The organism is Arthrobacter sp. R-11 (genome assembly GCF_049913155.1).
Classification (GTDB): domain Bacteria; phylum Actinomycetota; class Actinomycetes; order Actinomycetales; family Micrococcaceae; genus Arthrobacter.
Map to the genome: position 1 here is coordinate 1,868,210 of NZ_CP183979.1, position 18,798 is coordinate 1,887,007.

The 18,798-nt window shown below is 69.4% G+C and carries 17 protein-coding genes; 8 read left to right on the forward strand and 9 right to left on the reverse strand.

Features of this window, described 5'->3' with window-relative positions; genetic code table 11:
• The first annotated feature begins 74 nt into the window (after positions 1–74).
• From ACN9M4_RS08425 to ACN9M4_RS08445, 5 genes are all read left to right on the forward strand, one after another.
• Positions 75–1,052 carry an aldo/keto reductase gene (locus ACN9M4_RS08425; RefSeq protein ID WP_426303084.1) on the forward strand — a complete coding sequence of 326 codons (978 nt, stop codon included), beginning with the start codon at positions 75–77 and terminating at the stop codon, positions 1,050–1,052.
• Positions 1,052–2,098 (forward strand): nucleoside hydrolase, encoded by a 1,047-nt coding sequence (locus ACN9M4_RS08430; protein ID WP_426303085.1) that lies wholly within the window; start codon positions 1,052–1,054, stop codon positions 2,096–2,098. The genes ACN9M4_RS08425 and ACN9M4_RS08430 overlap by 1 nt, the downstream gene beginning before the upstream one ends.
• Positions 2,099–2,161: 63 nt before the next feature.
• On the forward strand, positions 2,162–2,998 hold the full coding sequence (locus ACN9M4_RS08435) for an ECF transporter S component (protein ID WP_426303086.1): 837 nt from the start codon (positions 2,162–2,164) through the stop codon (positions 2,996–2,998).
• On the forward strand, positions 2,995–3,768 hold the full coding sequence (locus ACN9M4_RS08440) for an energy-coupling factor transporter transmembrane component T family protein (protein WP_426303087.1): 774 nt from the start codon (positions 2,995–2,997) through the stop codon (positions 3,766–3,768). Before ACN9M4_RS08435 ends, ACN9M4_RS08440 begins: the two co-directional genes overlap by 4 nt.
• Positions 3,765–5,312, forward strand: coding sequence for an ABC transporter ATP-binding protein (locus ACN9M4_RS08445; protein ID WP_426303088.1), 1,548 nt, complete (start codon positions 3,765–3,767; stop codon positions 5,310–5,312). Before ACN9M4_RS08440 ends, ACN9M4_RS08445 begins: the two co-directional genes overlap by 4 nt.
• A gap of 107 nt (positions 5,313–5,419) precedes the next feature.
• Here the strand turns inward: ACN9M4_RS08445 and ACN9M4_RS08450 are convergent, their stop codons facing one another.
• Positions 5,420–7,585 carry a 3-hydroxyacyl-CoA dehydrogenase NAD-binding domain-containing protein gene (locus ACN9M4_RS08450; protein ID WP_426303089.1) on the reverse strand — a complete coding sequence of 722 codons (2,166 nt, stop codon included), beginning with the start codon at positions 7,583–7,585 and terminating at the stop codon, positions 5,420–5,422.
• Positions 7,582–8,862, reverse strand: a complete 1,281-nt coding sequence (locus tag ACN9M4_RS08455) for a thiolase family protein (protein WP_426303090.1) — start codon at positions 8,860–8,862, stop codon at positions 7,582–7,584. The genes ACN9M4_RS08450 and ACN9M4_RS08455 overlap by 4 nt, the downstream gene beginning before the upstream one ends.
• Positions 8,863–9,022: 160 nt before the next feature.
• On the opposite strand from ACN9M4_RS08455, the gene ACN9M4_RS08460 reads away from it, so the two are divergent.
• From ACN9M4_RS08460 to ACN9M4_RS08470, 3 genes are read left to right on the forward strand one after another with little or no spacing between them, the layout of a single operon-like run.
• Entirely contained in the window at positions 9,023–10,153 is a 1,131-nt protein-coding gene (locus ACN9M4_RS08460) for a hypothetical protein (RefSeq protein WP_426303091.1), read from the forward strand.
• Positions 10,154–10,171: 18 nt separating this feature from the next.
• Complete coding sequence (locus ACN9M4_RS08465) at positions 10,172–11,479, forward strand: sensor histidine kinase (protein WP_426303092.1); 1,308 nt, start codon at positions 10,172–10,174, stop codon at positions 11,477–11,479.
• Positions 11,476–12,159, forward strand: a complete 684-nt coding sequence (locus ACN9M4_RS08470) for a response regulator (protein WP_426303093.1) — start codon at positions 11,476–11,478, stop codon at positions 12,157–12,159. Before ACN9M4_RS08465 ends, ACN9M4_RS08470 begins: the two co-directional genes overlap by 4 nt.
• Here the strand turns inward: ACN9M4_RS08470 and ACN9M4_RS08475 are convergent.
• The 7 genes from ACN9M4_RS08475 to ACN9M4_RS08505 form a co-directional block, all read right to left on the reverse strand.
• Positions 12,156–13,481 (reverse strand): HRDC domain-containing protein, encoded by a 1,326-nt coding sequence (locus ACN9M4_RS08475; protein WP_426303094.1) that lies wholly within the window; start codon positions 13,479–13,481, stop codon positions 12,156–12,158. The two genes, ACN9M4_RS08470 and ACN9M4_RS08475, sit on opposite strands and share 4 nt — an antisense overlap.
• An 89-nt stretch (positions 13,482–13,570) precedes the next feature.
• Positions 13,571–14,227: a DUF3000 domain-containing protein gene (locus ACN9M4_RS08480; RefSeq protein WP_426303095.1), complete on the reverse strand. Its 657-nt coding sequence runs from the start codon at positions 14,225–14,227 to the stop codon at positions 13,571–13,573.
• A gap of 91 nt (positions 14,228–14,318) precedes the next feature.
• Positions 14,319–15,407 (reverse strand): threonine aldolase family protein, encoded by a 1,089-nt coding sequence (locus tag ACN9M4_RS08485; RefSeq protein ID WP_426303431.1) that lies wholly within the window; start codon positions 15,405–15,407, stop codon positions 14,319–14,321.
• Between the two features lie 84 nt (positions 15,408–15,491).
• Complete coding sequence (locus ACN9M4_RS08490) at positions 15,492–16,235, reverse strand: SDR family NAD(P)-dependent oxidoreductase (protein WP_426303096.1); 744 nt, start codon at positions 16,233–16,235, stop codon at positions 15,492–15,494.
• Complete coding sequence (locus tag ACN9M4_RS08495; RefSeq protein ID WP_426303097.1) at positions 16,235–17,602, reverse strand: DUF6421 family protein; 1,368 nt, start codon at positions 17,600–17,602, stop codon at positions 16,235–16,237. Before ACN9M4_RS08495 ends, ACN9M4_RS08490 begins: the two co-directional genes overlap by 1 nt.
• A 171-nt stretch (positions 17,603–17,773) precedes the next feature.
• Positions 17,774–18,262 (reverse strand): peptide-methionine (R)-S-oxide reductase MsrB, encoded by a 489-nt coding sequence (gene msrB, locus ACN9M4_RS08500; protein ID WP_426303098.1) that lies wholly within the window; start codon positions 18,260–18,262, stop codon positions 17,774–17,776.
• Between the two features lie 14 nt (positions 18,263–18,276).
• On the reverse strand, positions 18,277–18,768 hold the full coding sequence (locus ACN9M4_RS08505; protein ID WP_426303099.1) for a hypothetical protein: 492 nt from the start codon (positions 18,766–18,768) through the stop codon (positions 18,277–18,279).
• Positions 18,769–18,798 lie beyond the last annotated feature (30 nt).

Genomic DNA, 18,798 nt, shown 5'->3' on the forward strand with positions numbered 1-18,798 from the left:
AGGCCGTTAGCGCCCAGCCTGCTCCCCAACCTCGCAAGCTCGGTCGGGTCCCCTCGCAGGCTAGGCTGGGGACCATGACTGAATACCGCCGTCTTGGAAATTCCGGACTGACCGTCTCCGTGGTCGGGCTGGGCTGCAACAACCTGGGCAGGGCCAACACCGCCACCGAAACGCAGAAGGGCACGGACGCCGTCGTCCAGGCGGCCCTCGATGCGGGAGTGACGCTGTTCGACGTCGCGGACATCTACGGCAAGGAACCCGGCCTCAGCGAAACCATGCTCGGCAAGGCGCTCAGGGGCCGCCGGGACGACGCGATCGTGGCCACCAAGTTCGGCATGGACATGAAAGGTGCCAACGGCAGGGATTTCGGCGCCCGCGGTTCGCGGCGGTACATCATCCAGTCGGTCGAAGCGTCACTGCGCCGCCTGAACACCGACTGGATCGACCTCTACCAGTACCACACACCGGACCCGCTGACCCCGATCGAGGAAACCCTCTCGGCCCTGGACGACCTCGTCGGCAGCGGCAAGGTCCGCTACATCGGCCATTCCAACCGCACCGGCTGGCAGATCGCCGAGGCCGAGTACGTGGCCCGCATGAGCGGCGGCACCCGCTTCATCTCCACCCAGAACCACTACAACCTCCTGGACCGCCGCGCGGAACTGGAAGTCCTGCCGGCGGCCGAGGCACTTGGCCTGGGTGTGCTGCCGTACTTCCCGCTGGCCAACGGCCTGCTCACCGGCAAGTACGCCCCCGGCCAGGCCCCCAAGGGCTCGCGCCTCAGCCATACCCGCACCCATATGGTGGACGACGCCGACTGGGAGCAGCTGGGCCGCTTCAGCCGCTTCGCCAAGGAACGCGAGCTGAACGAACTGCAGCTGGCGTTCTCCTGGCTCGCCGCGCAGCCGGCCGTCAGCAGCGTGATCGCCGGAGCCACCCGGCCGGAGCAGGTCACGGAGAACGCCGCCGCGGTGTGCTGGGTCCCCACCGCGGAGGAGCGCGCCGAACTGGACGACATCTTCCCGCCGCAGCCCAAGGTTGCGCTCTTCTGATGCCGGAACCGGTCAGCCTGCTGCTGGACTGCGATACGGGCATCGACGACGCCCTTGCCCTGGCCTACCTGTGCAGCCAGCCGCACGTGGAACTCGTGGCCGTGAGCAGCACCCCGGGCAACGTCGATGCGGATCAGGTGGCCCGCAACAGCCTCGCCCTGCTGGAGCTGTGCGGCCGCCCGGATGTCCCCGTGGCCATCGGGGCCAGGGCGCCGTTGCGGATCCCGCTGGTAACTACGCCGGAAACCCACGGGCCGCAGGGCATCGGCTACGCTGAGCTCCCGGAACCGCAGGGCAGCGTGCACCCGGGGGACGCCGTCGAACTCTGGATCGAAGCGGCCCGGGCGCGCCCTGGGGAGCTGACCGCGCTCCTCACGGCACCACTGACGAACTTCGCCCTCGCACTGCGCGCCGAGCCGCGGCTCCCGGAGCTGCTGCGCGGCGTCGTGATCATGGGCGGCAGCTACTACTACCAGGGCAACACCACGCCTACCGCCGAGTGGAACACCCACGTGGACCCGCACGCCGCAGCGGAGGTGTTCGCCGCGTTCTCGGGGCTGCCCGCAGACCGACTGCCCGTGGTGTGCGCCCTGGAAACCACGGAGCGGATCGAAATGCGCCCGGAGCACGTGGAGGCCTTCGCCCGGGAAGCCGGATGCGCCGCGCCCGAGCTCGTGCTGCCCGGCCAGCAGGAAGGCCAGCGCAGCACGGCGTCGAACCCCCTGGTGCGGCACCTGAGCGACATGCTCCGCTTCTACTTCGAGTTCCACCGCGCCTACGACCAGGGCTACATCGCCCACGTGCACGACTACTTCGCCGCGGCCGTGGCGGCCGGAACCGTCCGCTACGGAACCCGCACGGCCACGGTGCACGTGGAGACCGCGGCCCCGCGGCTGTTCGGCACCACCGTGGCCGACTACCGCGGACTCTGGGACGAGGCGCCGAATGCCCGGATCGTTTCGGAAAACCACCCGGAGGAGGCTTTCGCCGAGCTGATCCGCTCGCTCGGGGCGCTGGCCCGGTCCATGGAGCCGTCTGGCGGTTAGGATGGTTCCTGCGCCGAGGTGACATAGGCGGAACGCGTGCACAGCCCACAGCAAGGACCCACCATGGCCTCCCCGTCACCGCAGCAGTCTTCCCTCCTCCTGCTCGAAGCCCCCAAGCGCCGGCGCCTCCTCGAGATCCTCGGCGCCGCCTCGATCATCGTGACCTACGTGGTGCTGGTACTCACCCAGCCCGCGGACATCGCCGCCGGTCCCGGCAGCCTTGCCGCCCTAGCCGCGCTGGGCGGCTTCCTCCTCGGCGCCGTGCTCCTGGTGGTCGCGGTCCTTCCCACGCTGCCCACCTCCACCGTGGTACTCATCCCGATCGCCATGGTCTTGAACATCGTGCTGGGCCAGTTCGTGGGCAGCACCCTCGTACCGTTCTACCTGGATGCGATCGGCACGGTGCTCGTGGCGGTCCTTGCCGGGCCTGCCGCCGGTGCCGCGACCGGAGCCCTGAGCTCCATCGTCTGGTCCCTGTTCAACCCCACGGTGCTGCCGTTCGCCGCGGGTGCCGCCCTGATCGGCTGGCTGGCCGGACTCGCGGCGCGTGCCGGCGTGTTCCGCCGCTTCTACCTGGTACCGTTCGCGGGCTTCCTCGCCGGCGTGCTGGGCGGCGTGGTGTCAGCGCCGATCGCCGCGTTCGTGTTCGGCGGCACGTCCGGGCTGGCCACAGGAGCCATCGTGTCCGCGTTCCGCGCCATGGGGGACACCCTGCTCGCCGCCATCACCAAGCAAGCACTGATCTCCGACCCCGCGGACAAGGCGATCGTCTTCACCGTGGCGGCCCTCCTGGTCTACGCCCTGCCGCGCCGCAGCTCCTTCCAGTTCCCCTTCGTGCGCCGCTTCCGGGTACTCGCGGGCCGGGTGCCCGGGGGCAGGGAGCCAGCAGCCAAGGCATGACCCCCGGCAGTTCGTCGCTGGAGCGCCTGAACCCCCTGACCACCCTCGGCGGTGCTGCCACCGTCGCGGTCATCACGACGGCGGCCGCGCACTGGGCCTTTTCGCTCGCTGTCTTGGCCGGGCTCTTTTTCCTGACGCTGCGGCAGGCGCGGGCGGCCTCGGTGCTGCGTGCCGCCGCGGCCATCCTGCTGCCGTTCTGGGCGGCGCTGCTGCTGGTGCACGGGCTCTTCTTCCCCGAAGGGCGGACGGTGCTGGCATCCTTCGGCCCCGCCGCTGTCACCCGGGAAGGGCTGCTCTTCGCCCTCGACGCCGGCCTCCGCACCGGCGTCTTCGTCCTGGCGTTCCTGCTGTTTTCCTTCACCGTCCGCGTCCCGGAACTGCTCACGGTCCTGTCAGCCCGCGGGCTGCCGCCCCGGCTCGGTTTCGTCGTGGTGTCGGCCCTGACCCTGCTGCCGGCGGCCGCCCAGCGGATCCGCCGCATCCGGGCCGCGCAGGAAGCCAGGGGACTCGTGATCGGGCGGAGCCTCGCGTCCCGGCTCCTCGCCGCCCGCTTGCAGGCCGTACCGCTGGTGCTGTCCCTGGTTCATGAGTCCGGGGAACGGGCCCAGGCCCTCGATGCCCGGGGCTTCTCGGGCCGGCAGCCGCACACCAGTCTCCAGACGGTGCCTGATTCGACCCGCCAGCGTGCTGCCCGCCGGGCGTTGTTCGTGGTTTGCGCCGCCGCTGTGGCAGGCCGGGTGGCGCTTGCGCTCATGGGCGGGCGGGCATGAACGCGGGGCCGCTGCTGGCGGCCCACGTGCAGACCTTCACCTTCCACGGGGCAGATGCCCCGGCGCTCCGGGACGTCCGGCTCAGCGTGGAAGCCGGGAGCCTGACGGCCGTGCTCGGCGGCTCCGGCAGCGGCAAGAGCACCCTGGCCAGGATCCTCGCGGCCTGGCTGCCCGGGCACCACGGCGGAGAACTCCGCGGCCGGCTCGAATTGGGTGCGTCCGGCGCCGGCGTCATCGACTTCGCGGGCGGCAACGACGACCCCCGGATTGACCCGGCCGCCTGGGCCGCGCACGTAGCCTACGTGCCCCAGGACTCCGCCGCGATGCTTTCGACCGTGAGGGACACCGTGGCCGGCGAACTGGCGTTCGGGCTGGAAAACCTTGGCGTCCCGGCGGAGGAAATGCGGCGCCGGATCGCCGACACCGCCGAACTCACCGGGCTGCAGGATCTGCTGGGACGCGACCCGGCTACCCTCTCCGGCGGTGAACTCCGACGCCTGGCCATCGGCTGCGCCGTCATCGGCCGGCCCGCCGTACTGTTGCTCGATGAGCCGTTGGCGTCCCTTGATGCCGCAGGAGCCGCGACGGTCGAGCGGCTGCTGCGGCGCCTCCTTGAGGCCGGGACCTCCGTGGTCGTGTTCAGTTCGACAGCAGACGCCCTGAGCCGCACCGCCGCGCACTGGACCGTGCTGGGAGGCAGGGGGCCCGACGCCGGCCGGCAGCTCGCCACGGGGGCGCCGGACGTCCTGCTGGCCGCTGCCTCTCCACACAGAGACGTACTGGTCCGCTCCGGCGTCGTGGTCCCCGGCGCTGCGCCTGCCCGCCCGGTGCACCCGCCCAGCCGCGCGGGTACTGTCCCCGTCCTGGAGCTGCGGGACGTCCGCTTCCGCTACGACGAAGCCGCCGGCCCCGGGGCGGACATCCTGCACGGCGTGGACCTGCCGGTCCGGCCCGGGGAGGTCCTGGCCGTCACCGGCCCCAACGGCAGCGGGAAGTCGACGCTGCTTCGGCAGCTCAACGGCCTGCTCCGCCCCGGCTCCGGAACCGTGCTGCTCAAGGGCGCGCCCACCGCCGGAACAGCTGCGGGACTCCTGGCCGCCCACGTCGGGCTGCTGTTCCAGGACCCCCGGTTCCAGCTCTTCGAACGGACGGCGCTGCGGGAGGTCGCGTTCGGGCTGGGTGCGAAGCGCGGACTGTTCCGCCGTCACGCCGATGATGCCCGGGTGCGGGAACGCGCCCTCGCCGCCCTGGCCGCCGTCGGCCTCGACGCACAATGGGAAACCCATCCGCTGGAGCTGCCGGCGTCGTCCCGGAGGCTGCTGGCCCTGGCCACGGTGATCGCGCGGGAGCCGGAGGTGCTGGCCTTGGACGAGCCGACTGTGGGCCTGGACCGGAACGGCCTGGACGTCCTGGACGCCGCCATGGCGGACGCCGCCGCGCGCGGCGCCGCCGTGGTGATGGTCACCCACGACCTCGGTTACGCCCGCGCGCGTGCGCACCGCATGCTGCGGCTCGACGGCGGGGTTCTCACGCCCCTGGAATAGCAGCTGAATCAGCAGCCCGGACAGCCGAAAGGGCGGCAGCGGAGGGTGTTCCGCTGCCGCCCTTTCGGATCAGCCTTCCACTTGTGTCCGGACGGCTGCTTGGGCGCCTAGGAGGCTGCCGGCGCCGAGGCGACCCCCGGGGCGAGGAACCGTTTGCCGTTGACCCGCTCGGAGGCGCCCACCCGGTCCAGGTACGGGGTGATCCCGCCCAGGAACATTGGCCAGCCCGCACCGAGGATGACGCAAAGGTCGATGTCCTCCGGCCCGGCCACCACGCCTTCTTGGAGCATGAGTCCGATTTCCTCGGCCAAGGCGTCTTGGGTCCGGCGGAGCACTTCCGCCCCGGTGGAGGGGGAGTTGCCGAAGGACATCAGCGACAGTGTCTCCTCGGGGATCACCCGGGAGCCGTCAGGTCCCTCGACCCAGAGGGTTTTCACTCCGTTGTCGATCAGCTTCTGCAGGTTGTGCGAGACAGCAAACCGGTCGCCGAAGGCAGCGTGCAGGGATTCCTGCACATGCTGGGCCACGGGCAGGCCCACCATCGTGCTGAGGGTGAAGGGAGACATCGGCAGGCCCATGGGCCGCAGGGCGGTGTCCGCCACCTCGGCGGGGGTGCCTTCGTCGAAGGCGGCGATCACTTCGCCCATGAGGCGCAGCAGGATGCGGTTGACCACGAAGGCTGCGGCGTCCTTGACCAGCACCGCCGTCTTCTTCAGGCCCTTGGCCAGTTCGAAAGCGGTGGCGAGCACGGCGTCGTCGGTCTGCGGCGCGCGGACGATCTCCAGCAGCGGCATGACGGCCACCGGGTTGAAGAAGTGAAAGCCCACCAGCCGTTCGGGGTGCTTGAGGCCCTCCGCCATTGCGGTGACTGACAGGGAGGAGGTGTTCGTGGCCAGGATGCACTCGGCGGAGACGATTTCCTCCACCTCGGCGAAGACCTGCTTCTTGACGCTCAGTTCCTCGAACACGGCCTCGATCACGAAGTCCGCGTCGGCGAAGGCCTCCTTGGATACCGAGCCGCTCACGAGAGCCTTGGTGCGGTTGGCCGCGTCCTGGCTGATGCGCTTCTTGCCGAGCAGCTTGTCAACCTCGGCATAGACGTAGGCCACACCCTTGTCCACGCGTTCCTGCTCGATGTCCGTAAGCACCACTGGAACCTTGAGCTGGCGGGCGAACAGCAGCGCCAGTTGGCTCGCCATGAGCCCCGCGCCGACGACGCCGACCTTGGTCACCGGGCGGGCGAGCTTGCGGTCGGGTGCACCCGCTGGCCGCTTGGAACGCTTCTGCACGAGGTCCAGGAAAGCGTAGACGGTGGAGCGGAACTCGTCCGTCTGCATCAGATCGGCCAAAGTGTCGCATTCCAGGGCCGCGGACTCCGCCTGGCTCAGGGTGCGGTTGGCTTCCATGATGTCCAGTACCTTGGCCGGCGCAGGGGAAGCGTTGGACGTCTTGGCCTCCACAAAGGCCCGGCCGCCCACCACGGCGGCCGCCCAGCGTTCCGCGACGGCGGGATCGGCGGGGTCGACAGCGTTGCGCCGTTCGGGGGCCGTTTCACCGGCGATGACCCGCGCGGCCCAGGCGATGGACTGCTCCAGGAAATCGGCGGGTTCGAAGAGGGCATCGGCGATGCCCAGCTCAAAGGCCTGCGGTCCGCTGAGGGTGCGGTTGTTGCTCAGCGGGTTTTCGATCATCACCTTGACCGCGTTCTCCGGCCCGATGAGGCGGGGGAGCAGGTACACGCCGCCCCAGCCCGGAACCAGGCCGAGAAGGGCTTCCGGCAGGGCAAGGGCGCCGGCACCGGTGGACGCCGTGCGGTAGTTGGACTGCAGGGCGATCTCCAGGCCGCCGCCCAGCGCCAGGCCGTTGATGAAGGCGAAGCTCGGCACGCCCAGGGAGGCCAGGGATCCGTAGACCTCATGGCCCAGCTGCGCCATCCAGAGTCCGTGCTCGCGTTCGCGCAGCGTCTTGACGGCGGACAGGTCGGCGCCGGCCACCAGGAAGTACGGCTTGCCGGTCACCCCGACGCCCACGATTTCGCCCCGGGCGGCCCGTTCCTTGAGTCCTTCCAACACTGTGCCGAGCTCCACCAGGGTGTTCGGGCCCAGGGTGGTGGGTTTGCTGTGGTCGAGGTCGTTGTCCAAGGTGATCAGGGCGAAGGTGCCGGCGCCCGCCTTGCCGCCGACGGCCGGCAGCTCGATGTCCTGGACGTAGGAGTGGGTGACCGTTTCGTCGGGGAAAAGGTCTGCCAGTTTCCGAAAATCTGCGGCGCTCATGCGGCGGCTCCCTTGCGGTCGGTGCTGCTGATGTCTGTGGTTTCGCTCGTTGCGGCAGTGTAGTCCGGGTGGTGCGGGTTCTCCCAGATGACGGTGGCGCCCATGCCGAGGCCGATGCACATGGTGGTGATGCCGTACCGCACCGAGGGATCCTCCTCGAACTGCCGGGCCAGCTGGTTCATGAGCCTGACGCCCGAGGACGCGAGCGGATGCCCGACGGCGATCGCCCCGCCGTAGCGGTTGACCCGGGGGTCGTCGTCGGCGATTCCGAAGTGGTCCAGGAAGCTGAGCACCTGCACGGCGAAGGCCTCGTTGATTTCGAACAGGCCGATGTCCCCGATCGACAGTCCAGCGTTCCGTAGCGCCTTTTCGGTGGCGGGCACCGGTCCGATACCCATGACCTCGGGCTCGACGCCGGCGAAGGCGTAGGCGACCAGGCGCATCTTGACGGCCAGGCCCAGTTCCTCCGCGGCGTCGGAGGAGGCGAGGAGCGCCGCCGTCGCGCCGTCGTTCAAACCGGCGGCATTGCCCGCGGTGACGCGGCCGTGCGGGCGGAACGGCGTGCGGAGTTCCGCGAGGTCGGCCACGGTGGTGCCGGGCCGGGGAGGCTCGTCCACAGTGTGGAAGGCCCAGCCTGCGCCAGGCTTCTTCGCCGCCACGGGCACCAGGTCCGGCTGGATCTGCTCCTTGGCGTAGGCGGCGGCCAGCTTGGCCTGGGAAGCGGCCGCGTAGGCGTCCGTGCGTTCCTTGGTGATAGCGGGGAAGCGGTCGTGCAGGTTTTCGGCCGTGTTGCCCATGTTCAGGGCGGCGGGATCCACGAGGCGTTCGGACATGAAGCGCGGGTTCGGGTCGGCGCCGGCGCCCATGGGGTGGTTGCCCATGTGTTCCACACCGCCCGCGATCACGACGTCGTAGGCGCCGAAGCCGATGCCGCTCGCCGTCGTCGTCACCGCGGTCATGGCCCCCGCGCACATGCGGTCGATCGCAAAGCCGGGAACAGTCCGGGGGAGCCCGGCCAGCAGTGCCGCGGTGCGGCCGATGGTCAGGCCCTGGTCGCCGGTCTGGGTGGTGGCCGCGATGGCCACTTCGTCGACGCGTTCCGTGGGCAGGGAGGGGTTGCGCCGCATCAGTTCGCGGATGCACTTGACCACGAGGTCGTCTGCACGGGTGCCGGCGTAGATGCCCTTCTCCCCGGCCTTGCCGAACGGCGTGCGCACTCCGTCGACGAAGACGACGTCCCGGACCGTGCGTTGCTGCTTATTCCCGCTGGGGGTCATGTGTTGCTCCTCTTTGAGACGGGGATTTCGAGACAATGTTACTCGCCAGTAACTTACCCGGCAAGGCTGCGTTCCGGTGGTACGGATATCCCCCATGCGGGGGAGTGCATCCACCCGTCACGGGGATCAGGCGCGGGCGGTCCGGCGGGAGGGTTGAAGCATGACAACACACAATGGCAACACAAGGAATGAAGCAACCACGCTGCCGGCAGCCTCCCACGCCGGCAACGGCACGCGCAGGTTGGCGGCAGTGACGGCCGTCCTCGCCGCACTCTACGCGCTCGCGGGCACCATCGCTGGATTGTCGGGGCAGCCGTTTCCCGTCGGCGACGGCGACCGATACTCCATGGCCTTGCTCCACGGAGCCCCGAACGCCCTGCTGGGCTGGGGACTGACGGCGCTCGCCGGACTGGCCGCGCTGCTCGCCGCAGCCTGCGCTGCCGGTGCCCGGCAGGACCGGGCCGTTCCCGGGCTCCGGGCCGCGGTGACGGCGATGGCGGCATTGACGGGCCTTGCAGCGCTGGTCCTGGTGGGGGACGCCCGCCTGCTTTCGGTGCTCGGCTACATTCCCGTGATCATCGCGAAGGTTTCCTATGACCCTCAGATCCAGCAGGCCCTGCCCCGGCTGCTGGACCCGGCCCAGTTGAACCTGTTGGCACTTGCCGCGGGAGCCGCGCTGTGGGCGGCGCTGGCGGTCGCCGTAAACCGTCGGGCACGGCAAGCGTGCGCAAAGTGCGGCCGCGGCGACGGGACGGCGGGCGGTCCTTTCAGCGCCGGTGCAGCCGCTCGCTGGGGACGCATCGCCGTGGCAGTGGCAGTGGTCGTTCCGCTGATCTACGCGGCGACCCGGATCTGCTGGGCTTTCGGGATTCCGCTCGGCGTGGAGCCCGGACTGCTGGACGGGATGCAATCCCAGGGAATGGACACGAGCGCACTTGGGCTCGGCGGCATGGCGGTCCTGGGCTCCGTGCTGACGCTGGGCCTGGTGCAACGCTGGGGAGAGGCCTTCCCGCGGTGGATCCCCGGGCTCGCCGGCAAGCGGGTGCCGATCACCCTGGCTGTTGTTCCCGCCGCCTTCGTGGCGATGGCCATCATCCCGGCGTCGGTGACGATGCTCATGATGGCCGGACTGCCCTCGGAAGGCACCATCCCGGGTTTCAGCCTCAGCAACTGGGCGCCGCTGGGGCCCGCATTCCTGTGGCCGATCTGGGGCGTCGCGCTGGGCGCGGCCACCCTGGCGTACTGGCTGCGGCGGCGCGGGGCCTGTGCCTCGTGCCACCGCGCGGGCTGATGGGGAACAATGTTGGGCGTGGGCCACACTAGCTCGAAGGACATCAGCTCGAACCAAACCGGCTCGAACAGGGCACGGCTGTCCGCGGCGACGCGGGCAGCCGTGTTCCTCATGATCGGCGGGCTGCTCGCCGTGCCCTATGCCGCCGTCGCCCTCTGGATCGTGCAGTTGTGGCGGCTTGCCGCCGCCAATCCGCTGGCCGTGCCCAGCAGCCTCCTCATCGGAGCCGGGCTGCTGGCCGTGCCGTCCACCCTCCGCGTCATGCGGACCCTGGAACGGACCGCCGCCAACGAGCTCCTTGGCACCGCGCTGGAAGAACCCGCCGGAACAACCCGCCTTGCCGACGTCGCCCGGGGTGCGCTCTGGTTCCTGGTGCACCTGCTGTCCGGCGCGCTCGCCGTCGCCGTCCTGGTGTTCGTGTTGCCCACACTGGCCGTGATCGCATTCGCGGCCTTCGGGGGCGGCATCACAAGCCTTGAGGCGTTCACCGGCCAGCTGCTGCCCGGGGTCGGGACCGTGGCCGCGGCCTGGCTCCTGGCGGCGGCCGGCATGGGCGCCCTGGCGCTGCTGGTCGGGGTGGCGAGCCAGCTGCGGGTCTGGGCCGTCCTGCTCCTGGGGCCCTCCGAACAGGCGAAGCTCGCCATCGCCGAGCGGCACGCCCGCGAGCTCGCCCGGCGGAACGGGCTGGCCAGGGAACTCCACGATTCGATCGGACACGCCCTGACGGTCACCACTCTGCAGGCGGCGGCTGCACGCAGGCTGCTGGCCACGGAGCCGGACAAGGCGGCGGCCTCCATGGCTGCGGTTGAAGAGGCGGGCCGGGCCGCCCTGGAGGAACTGGACTACGTGCTCGGGATCCTCCGGGCGCCCACGGACCAGCCGGGCCCCCTGCAGGAACGTCTTCACGAACTCATCGCGCGGCATCAGGCCACCGGTCCGCCCGCCGAACTGCGCCTCGCGGGCGATCCCTACGCCGTGCCGGACACTGTGGCCGCCGAGCTCTTCCGAATGGTCCAGGAAGGCCTGAGCAACGCGGCCAAGCATGCGCCGGAATCGGCGTGCACCGTAGTGGTCGAGGTGCGCGGCAGCCCTGCCGCCGGTTCGCTCGGACTCCTGCTGAGCAACAGGCTCCCGACGGCGGTGCGTTCCGGTGCGCGGGACCTTCCGCTCCCGCGCACGGCAGGGGGCCGAGGGCTGGCCGGACTGGCGGAGCGGGCGGTCCTCCTGGGCGGTACGTTCAAGGCCGGGGCATCCGGCGGTATGTGGCATCTGACGGCGGAACTGCCTTGGGGAGGCAGCGGGACTTCGGGAAGCGCAGGAAGATGATCAGGCTCCTGGTTGTGGACGACGAACCATTGGTGCGCTCCGGGCTGCGCGCCATTCTCGACGGTGAACCCGGACTTGAGGTGGTTGGCGAAGCCGGGGACGGGGCGGAGGTGCCGGCCCTCGCCGCCCGCCTGCGGCCCGACGTCGTCCTGATGGACGTCCGCATGCCCGGCATTGACGGAATCCAGGCCACCCGCCTGCTCCTGGAAGGGAGCCGTCCGGTCCCGTCCGACGGCGCCCCTGCAAGGCCGAAGGTGCTGGTGCTGACCACCTTCGGCAGCGACGACTACGTGTTCGCGGCCCTGCGCAGCGGCGCGTCAGGCTTCCTGCTCAAGCGGTCCCGGCCCGAGGAAATCATCCAGGCGGTGCGGACGGTGGCCTCCGGGGACAGCGTTGTTTTCCCGGAAGCCGTCCGGCAGCTCACCGTTCCCGGCCACGACCAAACCGCCGCGAAACTGCTCGCCACGCTGAGCGCCCGGGAGCAGGACGTGCTCGCGGAGCTCGCGGCCGGCCGGAACAACGCCGAGATCGCATCGGCCCTCTACCTCAGCCCCGAAACAGTCAAAAGCCACGTGGCCTCGCTGTTGGCCAAGCTTCAGGTACGGGACCGCACCCAGGCCGTGATCATGGCCTACGAGACGGGATTCATCAAGCCAGGGACGCGGCGCAGCGGCAGCTAGGGAGCCGGCTTTTCCCGGGTTTCCTTCGACGGCAGGGGTTCCGGGTTCAGGCTCGCCTCGGCCAGGATGGGCGCGGTGATGGCGATCTGCCACTCCCGGGCACCGAGTTCGCGCAGCTCCGCGGCGACCGTCTCCGTGGTGATGTCCGACGGCGGCCGCCACAGGACGCGGCGCAGGTAGTCGGGTGTGAGGAGATTCTCCACCGGCAGCTTCAGCTCCTCGGCGGCCGCCTGCAGGCGGGGTCGCGCGGTTGCCAGGCGGGCGGCGGCGTCGGGATCCCGGTCCGCCCAGACGCGCGGCGGCGGCGGGGCGTTCGTCGGCAGGTGCAGGGGCGGGAGGTCCTCGAGGCCGCGGGCAACGGAAATGCAGCGTAGCCAGCGCGGTGCTTCGCGCTGCGCGGCACGGCCGTGGAAGCCCTTGGTGGCCAGAAGCTGCGGAACCGTGGAGGGCAGCGACTTGGCGGCTGCCACGAGCGCGGAGTCCGGAATGAGCCGGCCCGGTGCGACGTCCCGCTTTCGTGCCAGCTGGTCCCGTTCCAGCCACAATTCCCGCACGGCGGCAAGCTGGCGCCGGTCCCGGATCTGGTGCAGACCGGACGTCTTGCGCCACGGATCCACCCGGGGTGCGGGGACGCCGCTTGCCAGGATGCCGGCGAACTCCTGCTCCGCGAACTCCAGCTTGCCGTCCGCTTCGAGCAGTTCGATCAGTTCCTCGCGCAGTTCGGCGAGGACTTCGACGTCGAGCGCGGCGTAGCGCAGCCAAGGTTCCGGCAGTGGCCGGGTGGACCAGTCCGCCGCGGAGTGTTCCTTCGCCAGGCCGAAGCCCAGGAGCTGTTCGATGACGGCGGCCAGCCCGACCCGGGGCAGCCCGGCCAGGCGGGCGGCCAGTTCGGTGTCGAAGAGCTTGTCCGGCCACATGCCCAGCTCGGAAAGGCAGGGCAGGTCCTGCGTGGAGGCGTGGAGGATCCATTCGACGCCGGACAGGGCCTCGTTGACAATCTTCAGGTCTTCGAACGGTTCGGGGTCGATCAGCCACGTTCCGGCGCCTTCGCGCCGGATCTGCACGAGAAACGCCCGTTGGCCGTAGCGGAAACCGGAGGCCCGTTCGGCGTCCACTCCGGCGGGACCGGTTCCGGAGGCAATGGCCGCGGCGCAGCGTTCCAGGCCGGCAAGGGTGTCGATGACCAGCGGCACGCCCTCGCGCGGGGCGTCGAGGTCGATTACCTCGGGGATGGGGTTGTCGAAGCCTTCCACGGTGATGTGTGGGGCGGGTTCAGCAGCCGGGCCGCCGGCTGTGTTGGGTTCCAGGTTTTCAGGACTCATGGTGCCTTACAGTCTAGCGATTCCGGCAGGCCGGGGGTTGGACAACGCCGTCCCGTCGCCGCGGCAGGCCGCCCGCAGGGGGCGGACATTCAGTTCAACCGCCGGGACGGGAGGGGGGTGACCCCTGGCGGCAGGGGCGGTAGGCCTGCGAAGGTGCAGACCATGTCGGACCAGGCTTCGAGGTGGGCCTGCGCATCGGAGCTGGCCGGGGTCCAGGACGCCCGCAGTTCGATGTCGATGGTGTCCGGCCGGCCGGCGAGGGTGCCGAAGCTTTCCGAGAGGATCCGGGTTGCCGTGCCGCCCGCCGCGCGGTACCGGGCACTATGGTTCTCCAACGCTTCGACCAGCCAGGTCCAGGCCACCGAGCCCAGCATTTCGTCGTTGCCCATGTCGGCCTCCAGCTGGGCCCGGATGTAGGTCACGATCCGGAATTCGCCGTCCCAGACGGCGGAGCCGTCCGGATCATGCAGCAGGATGAAGCGGCCCGTGGCGAGTTCGTTGTCCTCGTCATCGTCGCCAGTGGAGGGGTTGTTCGCTGCGAAGGCCAGGGCCGCCGGGCCGTGGACGGGCAGCTGGCGGCGGGCGGGTGCGTGGCTGAACACCTCTGCGCCCATGGCGACGGCGTACGGGGCAAGGCGCGTGGGGGCCGGGATTTCGCCGAGCTTCAGCTCGGGCCTGCACTGCGCCTTCCGGAGTGTTCCCAAGGCGTGAAGAAAGTCCTCGGGAAGCTGTGATAGAGCGTTCACCTTGGCAGATTATGTGTCCGGGGCGGCGAAATCCCGTAGGCACGCCGCCCCGGCCAAGGTGCCGTGACCCCAGGCCGCATTGGCCCAGGGGCTACTGCGCAGCCAGTTCGCGTTTGATCGCGGCAACGAAGGCGTCGATATCCGCTTCGCTTGTGTCGAAGGAGCACATCCACCGAACTTCCCGCGCGGCTTCGTCCCAGTCGTAGAACTTGAAGGAATTCCGGAGCCGGTCCGCCACGCCGGGCGGCAGGATCGCGAACACGCCGTTCGACTGCGTCGCCTGGGTGGGCTCGACTCCGTCGATCCGGTCCACGGCGGCACGCAGGCGGGTGGCCATGTCGTTCGCGTGCCCGGCCGAACGCAACCAGAGGCCGTCCTCCAGCAGGGCGATGAACTGGGCGGAGATGAAGCGCATCTTCGAAGCCAGCTGCATGTCCATTTTGCGCAGGTACTTCAGGCCGTGGGCGGCCTCGGGATTGAGGGCGATCACGAGTTCGCCGAAGAGCAGCCCGTTCTTGGTTCCGCCGAAGGAGAGGATGTCCACTCCGGCGTCGCGGGTGAAGGCGCGCAGCGGGAGTCCGAGGTGGGCGGCCGCGTTGGCCAGCCGGGCGCCATCCATGTGCAGCTTCATGCCACGGGCGTGCACGTGGTCCGCGATGGCCTTGACTTCCTCGGGCGTGTAGCAGGTGCCCAGTTCGGTGGTCTGGGCGATCGACACCGCCAGCGGCTGTGCACGGTGCTCGTCGCCCCAGCCCCAGGCCTCGCGGTCGATCAGTTCCGGCGTCAGCTTGCCGTCCGTTGCCGGAACCTGCAGCAGCTTCATACCGCCGATCCGTTCCGGAGCGCCGTTCTCGTCCACATTGATGTGGGCGGTGCCGGCGCAGACCACCGCACCCCAGCGCGGCAGCAGGGACTGCAGCGCGACTACGTTCGCGCCGGTGCCATTGAAGACCGGATAGCATTCGGCGCCCTCACCGAACAGCTCCTCGATGAGGCCCTCCAGCTTGTGGGTGTATTCATCGTCGCCATAGGCAACCTGGTGCCCGCCATTGGCGGCGGCCAGTGCGGTCAGGACCTCTGGATGCACGCCGGAGTAGTTGTCGGACGCGAAACCCCGGACTTCCGGATCGTGGATCCGGCCGGCCAGGTTTTCCGTGGACTGCTGCAGGGCAGTTGTCATGGGTTCATTCACTCTTTCAGTCTAAGGAGGGGCAGCCGCTGCGGGCCGCCCCGGGGCGCGGGCCAGGGCCCGGGCGGCGTCGCGTCAGGGAACCAGCCGGATCCGGCGCCCGTTTACTTCCTCGGCAGGCTGCTTGAACAGCCCGACGGCGGCCGCGGCCAGTTCCTCGACGTCCGTGTATCCGGGGAACTTCCGTTCCGGGTGGGCGTGCCGCATGCCGGCATCCACGAGCGCTTTGACGATGAAGACGACGGCAGCGCTGTGCTGCTCGACGGGATCGGAGGTTCCCGCGGGTTCGGATTTCACGCCCGACTGCTCGCGCCGGAAGCCGTCGGCGACGGCGAACGTCCAGGCTTCTGCGGCGGCCTTGGCGGCGGCGTAGCTGGCTGCCGCCGCGGTGGGTGCGGAGACCGTCGTCGAGCTGACGATCGCGAGCCGCCCGGCGGGGGAGTCTGCGAGGTCGCGGTAGAAGACCCGCGAGACGTTCCGTAGCGTGGTCAGGGCGCTGCTGGACAGGGCATCCCAGTCCTCGTCCGGCTGGTCCTCGATGCCCTTGGCGCCGCGCCAGCCGCCCACCAGGTGGATAACGCCGTCCACGGGACCTGCGGCTGCGTGGACCTCGTCGGCGAGCTCGCGCACCGCGGGCAGGCTGGTGAGGTCGCAGACCAAGGGCGTGACGCCGTCGCCGGCTTCCTCCGCGGCGGCCGTGATGCGGCTACGGTCCGAACCGACGGCGAACACCCGGTGACCGGCAAGGGCAAGGGCCCGTGCGGCAGCAATGCCGGAAGCGCTGCTGCCGCCCGTGACCAGGACATTCAGTGGTGCCATCAGGCCGCCGTCGATCCCGTGATGCCGGTGGTGGACTCGATGACAGGGCGCATCTTCTTCTCCAATGCCTCGTAGAACATGGACAGCGGGAATTCGTCGTCCATGACCTGGTCGGTCAGCTCGCGCGGTGCGCCGGTCAGCGGCAGCGCGTCGGGGCCTTTGGCCCAGACCGAAGCGGGGTTGGGGGTAACGGTACCCGAAATCAGCTGGTATGCGGCCAGCCAGTGGGCGGTCTTCGGGCGGTCGATGGAGCGCCAGTACAGCTCTTCGATCTGCTCGCCGAGCTTGACGACGACGTCGGCAACGTCTTCCCAGTCGATGCTGAGCTTGCTGTCGGTCCAGTGCAGCACACGGTGCTGGTGCATCCAGGCGAAGAGCAGCTGGCCGCCCAGGCCGTCGTAGTTGCGCACGCGGCTGCCGGTGATGGCGAAGCGGAAGACACGGTCGAAGATGATGGCGTACTGGACCAGCTTGGCGTGCTTGCGGGCGTCCTCGGAGGCTTCCTCGTCCTTTTCGATCTTCACGGACTCGCGGAAGGCGGTCAGGTCGCAGCGCAGTTCCTCCAGGGAGTACAGGAAGAACGGCATGCGCTGCTTGATCATGAAAGGGTCGAAGGGCAGGTCGCCGCGCATGTGGGTGCGGTCGTGGATCAGGTCCCACATGACGAACGTGCGCTGGGTGAGGTCCTGGTTGTCCAGCAGTTCGGCGGCGTCGGCCGGCAGTTCCAGCGAGGTGGTCTTGGCGGCGGCCTTCAGGACCCGGCGGAAGCGTGCGGCCTCGCGGTCGGCGAAGATGGCGCCCCACGTGAAGGTGGGGGTTTCGCGCACGGCCACGGTCTCCGGGAACAGCACGGCGGAGTTGGTGTCGTAGCCCGGGGTGAAGTCGATGAAGCGGATCGGGACGAAGAGCTTGTTGGAGTAATCGCCGGCTTCAAGGCCGCCGATGAATTCGGGCCAGATGACCTCGATCAGCACAGCTTCGACCAGGCGGTTCGTGCTGCCGTTCTGGGTGTACATCGGGAAGACGACCAGGTGCTGCAGGCCGTCCACGCGCTGCTCCTGGGGCTGGAACGCCATGAGGGAGTCCAGGAAGTCCGGCACGCCGAAGCCGGTGTCGCTCCAGCGGGCGAAGTCCTTGACCAGCAGTTCGAGGTAGAGGGCGTCGTGCGGGAAGGCCGGGGCGAGTTCCTCGACGGCGGCGATGATGGCGGCGACGTGTCCGCGGGCAGCCGCGTGGTCCGTGGTCTCGGGAACGGAACCGTCCTTGGCCTGCAGGGCCTGCAGCGCGGTGGCTGCGGCTTTCAGGGAGCCCCATGCCGGGTTCTCTGCGGTGATGCGTTCTCGGGTCGCCGTGGCGGTGGTGGTCATCGTTGACGGTGCCTTTCCTCAGTGGTTTTTGATTCTGAGGCGAGCGTAGCAAGCGAACAGTGTTGCTAAGTGAAAAGCGCCTTGAGCATAAGAGAATCTATTGCATGGAGGCTGGGAAATGGCCGGGAGGTCCAGCCAGGGAACAGGCTGGATCTCCCGGCCGCGACCGGGCTAGCTGCCGACCGGCGTCTCCACCAACTTCAGGGAGACGGAGTTGATGCAGTAGCGCTGGTCTGTAGGAGTGCCGTAGCCCTCGCCTTCGAACACGTGGCCCAGGTGGGAATCACAGTTGGCGCAACGCACTTCCACCCGTTCCATGCCCATGCTGCGGTCGTGGAGGTAGAGTACGGCGCCTTCTGCCAGCGGCGCCCAGAACGAGGGCCAGCCGCAATGCGAGTCGAACTTCTCCTTGCTGGTGAAGAGCTCGGCTCCGCAGGCCCGGCATTGGTAGACGCCGGCCGTGTGGGTGTCCCAGTATTCGCCCGTGTAGGGGCGCTCCGTTCCCGCCTGGCGCAACACCCGGAATTCCTCCGGCGTCAGTTGCTGCCGCCATTCGGCGTCGCTCTTTTCCACACAGGCGCCCTTGTCCGGAACATCCTGGTGCGGCACCCCGGCCGTCAGGTCGGCGGTGCCGAAGTACTTGCTGTTGTCGGTGCTCATGCTGTGCTCAACGTTCAGGAGTCGCCAATGAATCCCGAACCGGCATACAAATGCAGCACGGGCAGGCCCAGCTGGTCCTGTGCCTTGTTTGCCCAGTCCGTGTGGAAGGTGTCTGAGATGGCGTGCGGACGGGTGACCACCACCGCCTGGGAGGCATTCAAGGCCTTGACCTTCGCTACCAGGCCGGCGACAGCACCGCCGTCGACGATCTCACCGGTGACCCCGGAGCCCAGGCCTTCCAGCGCCTCGAGCGAGGCCGCCAGTGCGCTCTCAGCGCCGGCGCGTTCCACCTCGGGGTCCGGCGCCTGCGAGAGCAGGTCCCGGAAGGCTTTCGCCACCTCCAGCATGGACAGGTTCTCCAGGAAATCGACCAGCAGATGCCGTTCAGTGTTGGCCGGCACCAGCACCACGATGGGGGCATCGCTGCCGTCCACGAGTTTGGCGATGTTGACGCGGTCGTCCCGGCCGAGGGGTTCTTCGCTCAGAATGACGATTGGATCGCTCATGGCTACAGCGTAGACCCGGACCCGGCCGCG

What these genes read in the sequence shown, in the direction of transcription:
- ACN9M4_RS08440 (WP_426303087.1), top strand. Translation starts at nt 2,995, where the DNA reads ATGACCCCCGGCAGTTCGTCGCTGGAGCGCCTGAACCCCCTGACCACC.
- ACN9M4_RS08430 (WP_426303085.1), top strand. Translation starts at nt 1,052, where the DNA reads ATGCCGGAACCGGTCAGCCTGCTGCTGGACTGCGATACGGGCATCGAC.
- msrB (WP_426303098.1), bottom strand. Translation starts at nt 18,262, where the DNA reads ATGAGCACCGACAACAGCAAGTACTTCGGCACCGCCGACCTGACGGCC.
- ACN9M4_RS08425 (WP_426303084.1), top strand. Translation starts at nt 75, where the DNA reads ATGACTGAATACCGCCGTCTTGGAAATTCCGGACTGACCGTCTCCGTG.
- ACN9M4_RS08490 (WP_426303096.1), bottom strand. Translation starts at nt 16,235, where the DNA reads ATGGCACCACTGAATGTCCTGGTCACGGGCGGCAGCAGCGCTTCCGGC.
- ACN9M4_RS08450 (WP_426303089.1), bottom strand. Translation starts at nt 7,585, where the DNA reads ATGAGCGCCGCAGATTTTCGGAAACTGGCAGACCTTTTCCCCGACGAA.
- ACN9M4_RS08460 (WP_426303091.1), top strand. Translation starts at nt 9,023, where the DNA reads ATGACAACACACAATGGCAACACAAGGAATGAAGCAACCACGCTGCCG.
- ACN9M4_RS08505 (WP_426303099.1), bottom strand. Translation starts at nt 18,768, where the DNA reads ATGAGCGATCCAATCGTCATTCTGAGCGAAGAACCCCTCGGCCGGGAC.
- ACN9M4_RS08485 (WP_426303431.1), bottom strand. Translation starts at nt 15,407, where the DNA reads ATGACAACTGCCCTGCAGCAGTCCACGGAAAACCTGGCCGGCCGGATC.
- ACN9M4_RS08470 (WP_426303093.1), top strand. Translation starts at nt 11,476, where the DNA reads ATGATCAGGCTCCTGGTTGTGGACGACGAACCATTGGTGCGCTCCGGG.
- ACN9M4_RS08445 (WP_426303088.1), top strand. Translation starts at nt 3,765, where the DNA reads ATGAACGCGGGGCCGCTGCTGGCGGCCCACGTGCAGACCTTCACCTTC.
- ACN9M4_RS08455 (WP_426303090.1), bottom strand. Translation starts at nt 8,862, where the DNA reads ATGACCCCCAGCGGGAATAAGCAGCAACGCACGGTCCGGGACGTCGTC.
- ACN9M4_RS08435 (WP_426303086.1), top strand. Translation starts at nt 2,162, where the DNA reads ATGGCCTCCCCGTCACCGCAGCAGTCTTCCCTCCTCCTGCTCGAAGCC.
- ACN9M4_RS08475 (WP_426303094.1), bottom strand. Translation starts at nt 13,481, where the DNA reads ATGAGTCCTGAAAACCTGGAACCCAACACAGCCGGCGGCCCGGCTGCT.
- ACN9M4_RS08495 (WP_426303097.1), bottom strand. Translation starts at nt 17,602, where the DNA reads ATGACCACCACCGCCACGGCGACCCGAGAACGCATCACCGCAGAGAAC.